This window comes from Actinomadura sp. SCN-SB, assembly GCF_043906805.1.
Classification (GTDB): Bacteria; Actinomycetota; Actinomycetes; order Streptosporangiales; family Streptosporangiaceae; genus Spirillospora.
The window spans coordinates 1-3,127 of the sequence record NZ_JBIMPP010000140.1; the positions used below are offsets into that span (position 1 = coordinate 1).

The following is a 3,127-nucleotide window of genomic DNA, read 5'->3' on the forward strand; positions in this document are numbered from 1 at the left end:
GGGTCTGTGCGGCCCGCCGCCGGGCGGCCGCGACGACGTGGTGGGTGTTCCAGCCCGCGGCTTGCGGCGCTCGGGGAGGAACTCCAGGCCGGTGATGAAGACCGGGCAGGTCTTTCGCGCTGGGAACGCTGCGACTGCATGTCAACCGCGTGGACCGGCAAAAACCGGAGCTATCGCCAAGCTGACGGCGCGGGTTTGCTGATGGCCAACCGCTGTCAAGCCTGAAGGCATAGCAGGCGGCGGTTGCTTAGGGTGCTGTACGGATGTGGCATCGATCGAGGCACCTGTAGGGTTCAGAATCATGGGACAGGATTGCGGACGCTGTTCACGTAGCTGATCATGTGTCGATGACCTCCGCCGTTGATCGAGCGTGGGATCGGATTCTGGCCTGGTTGACCCATCACGCACCGGCCACACTGGACTGCATCGGCCCACCCGCTACTGCTGAGGACATCGCCGCAGCACAGGAAGCCGTGGGCATGGAGTTGCCCGCTGATGTGGCGGCCTGGTGGCAGCGGGCGAACGGAATCGCCTCCAGGCGGTCACACCAGCTCTTCTATCTGGTCCCGTTCTACAGCCCTTGTCGGATCGAGCACGCTCTGGCCGGCCCCATGCGCGGGTGTGTACGCGCATTCGACAGGGTCAACACCGACGGGAATCCTCGTCGGGTCAGCGTAAGCCTCATGTTGGCCGACGTCGCCGACGCACTGGAGAACCGGCGTGGTTGATCGCTGCACCGTGCGCGGGAGGCCGGACACACCGGACGGCTGTGCGGCCTCGACCCGGCCGACGCCATGCTCGACCAGGCTCGTCGACGGTCGGACGTCGAGTGGGTGCTCGGCGACCTCGCCACGGCCCAGTGGGATCGGGAGTTCGACCTGGCCGTCATGACCGGCCATGCCTTCCAAGTGCTCAAGCCCGTAACCCGCGTACCCGCCCGTGGCGGAAGTGGACAACGGACGGCGTGATCAGAGTGACCACGGCCGACGGTGATCCCGTTCGTCTGGAGCGCCGCGTCGAGATGCCCGTCCAGGGGGGCTGGTCACCTTCACTGAGACCTTCACCAGCCCTGCCTGGGCCACTGCTAAGACGAGCCGGACCACGCTGCGTTTCCTCGGCCCGGACACCCTGGCGTCGCTGTTGCGCTCAGCGGGTCGAGGAGCAGTACGGACTGGGATCGAGGCCCGCTCACCGACACGAGCCCGGAGATCATCACCATTGCCAGGCGAGGCTGACCCTGTGGGGGCGCTGGCACCGTCCAGTAGGGCCAGAAGGCTATGGGTGGTCGGCTTTGGCGGTGGGGAGGTTGACCAGGCGGGCGCTTTCGGACGTTGCCAGCCACAGCGGGGTGTCGGCGCCGGTGGTGGTGTCGCCCGCGATCAGATTGCAGAGCCGGCCGAACGCCTTCAATGCGCCGCGGGAATGCCGGTCGAGGTTGCCGCTCTTGATGATTCCCGGGTGCGCCCCGTTCACGGTCGTGCCCGTGCCGGCGAGCCGGGACGCCAGCGCGTACACGAACATCGCGTTCATGTTCTTGGTGCGTGCGTAAGCGACGAACGGGCGGAAACTGGGTGGCCAGCCGAGTCCGCGCCGGTCTCCAGGTCGAGGTCGTCCAGATCGACACCGCCCGCCCGGACAGCGAGGACGCGAGCAAGCTCGACCTGCTTCGCGTCATGGCCTCCGGTTCGAGGACGCCTCGCTGATAGAAGGCAACGGCGGTGCGCGCCGCCGACGTCACCGCCGTGGACGCCTTCGCGGAGATGCTCGCCGCCTCGGCTCGGGTGGGCGCCGAGCGGGTGCGGTTCGTACCGGCCGATCTGTTCGACTGGCGGCCGGACCGCCGCTACGACGTCGTCTTCTTCGGGTTCTGGCTGTCACGCGTTCCGCCTGAACGCTTCTGGTCCCTGGTGGCCGACCGCCTGAAGCCGGAGGGGCGGGTGTTCTTCGTCGACGACTGGTACCGCACCGCGGACGAGCTACTGGGGAGCGGGGAGCCGGGCGCTGACGGAATGTCCTATGTGGGCATCATCATGATCGGGAATTGGCGCAACGCAGCGGCCCTTGAAGGAGAGCCATGTCCTTTCCCGAGCTACCCACGCCCGCGCCCGGCGAAGTGCTGTTGGTCTGTACGTGCTACCAGGACGGCACGGCGCTGTGGGGACGGCTGCTTGGCGAGATCAAGGGTCGTCGCGAAGGGGATGTGCTGCACGTTGAGGGCGGCAGGGTCCGGCTTCGCGTGCTCGAAGGGCGTGGATGGGACGGCCTGCTCGGGGGGAACGTGCCGGCGCTTGTGCCACCCGGCCCACCTGCGCCGTTGGTGATCCTCTTGGCCGACATTCCGGTGGTCTATGGCGGGGGCGCCCCCTTGCTGGTGGATCTGGCGCAGATACCCGGGCGCGGCGTCCGGGTCCCGTCGGGCCGGCTCGGCGAGGTCTTGGGCGCGTTGCTGGACGGCGCGCTCACGTTCGACCATCTGGTGGGCGACATGGACGTGGACGGGATCTATCAGGGGGACGCGGGCCGACCGGCCTTCCTCGCGACGGCCACGCCGTCGCGGTGGATCTTCCCCTCTCTGCCCTCCACGGCCGCCGCGATGCTGGTCCGTACCTCCTTCGACGACGAGGAGGGCTGGCGCGGGCTGCTCGCGCAGTTGGGCGGCGCCGACGAGGAGGGCTGGGTCGGCAGGAATGTGGACCTGGACGAGATCGACGTCGAGCGGTACCCGTTGACGGCCTTGGTCGTCGACGACCGGGCCTTCGAGGATCTTCGGCCAGGCCAGGTCCCCGCGCTGGTCCCGCCCCGGGAGCACACCACGCTGGTCGCGCTCGCCGACGCCAGGACCTTCACCGAGCCGGGCCGGCCGCTGACCGTCGTCGATCTGTACGACACCCCGGGGCAACCGGCGGTCCTTCCTTGCGACATGGTCGGATCGATGGCGTGCAATCTGGAGATCGCCAACATGGACTTCCGCGACTTCGTCCCCGAGAAGGACGTCAAGCCGTGGTGGGAACGCTGAGCCGCACCCCGTGAATGAGCTGCCGGTACAGGGGTAAGGCCAGACTCACTACGGAACGTAATGATTCGTCACCTTGTGTCAAGCGGGGAGGTGACTGCCCGTGCCTGGACG

5 protein-coding genes and 1 pseudogene are annotated in these 3,127 nt (G+C 67.9%); 5 read left to right on the forward strand and 1 reads right to left on the reverse strand.

Annotated features, from left to right (window positions below; genetic code table 11):
• Positions 1-347 precede the first annotated feature (347 nt).
• Positions 348-728, forward strand: coding sequence for a hypothetical protein (locus ACGWYJ_RS38630; RefSeq protein ID WP_395111646.1), 381 nt, complete (start codon positions 348-350; stop codon positions 726-728).
• A 3-nt stretch (positions 729-731) separates the two neighbouring features.
• Entirely contained in the window at positions 732-968 is a 237-nt protein-coding gene (locus ACGWYJ_RS38635; protein WP_395111650.1) for a methyltransferase domain-containing protein, read from the forward strand.
• Between the two features lie 307 nt (positions 969-1,275).
• On the opposite strand, the gene ACGWYJ_RS38640 is transcribed toward ACGWYJ_RS38635, so the two are convergent.
• The gene (locus tag ACGWYJ_RS38640) at positions 1,276-1,530 is read right to left on the reverse strand and encodes a hypothetical protein (protein ID WP_395111647.1); all 255 of its coding nucleotides are present in this window, start codon (positions 1,528-1,530) and stop codon (positions 1,276-1,278) included.
• Between the two features lie 41 nt (positions 1,531-1,571).
• On the opposite strand from ACGWYJ_RS38640, the gene ACGWYJ_RS38645 reads away from it, so the two are divergent.
• From ACGWYJ_RS38645 to ACGWYJ_RS38655, 3 genes and pseudogenes are all read left to right on the forward strand, one after another.
• On the forward strand, positions 1,572-1,703 hold the full coding sequence (locus ACGWYJ_RS38645; RefSeq protein ID WP_395111648.1) for a hypothetical protein: 132 nt from the start codon (positions 1,572-1,574) through the stop codon (positions 1,701-1,703).
• Positions 1,704-1,718: 15 nt separating this feature from the next.
• Positions 1,719-1,934, forward strand: a pseudogene (locus tag ACGWYJ_RS38650) (class I SAM-dependent methyltransferase); the annotation flags it as partial.
• Positions 1,935-2,074: 140 nt separating this feature from the next.
• Entirely contained in the window at positions 2,075-3,016 is a 942-nt protein-coding gene (locus tag ACGWYJ_RS38655) for a DUF6924 domain-containing protein (RefSeq protein WP_395111649.1), read from the forward strand.
• Positions 3,017-3,127: the final 111 nt, after the last annotated feature.

Coding starts and splice junctions, on each gene's coding strand:
- ACGWYJ_RS38630 (WP_395111646.1), top strand. CDS start 348: ATGACCTCCGCCGTTGATCGAGCGTGGGATCGGATTCTGGCCTGGTTG.
- ACGWYJ_RS38640 (WP_395111647.1), bottom strand. CDS start 1,530: ATGAACGCGATGTTCGTGTACGCGCTGGCGTCCCGGCTCGCCGGCACG.
- ACGWYJ_RS38655 (WP_395111649.1), top strand. CDS start 2,075: ATGTCCTTTCCCGAGCTACCCACGCCCGCGCCCGGCGAAGTGCTGTTG.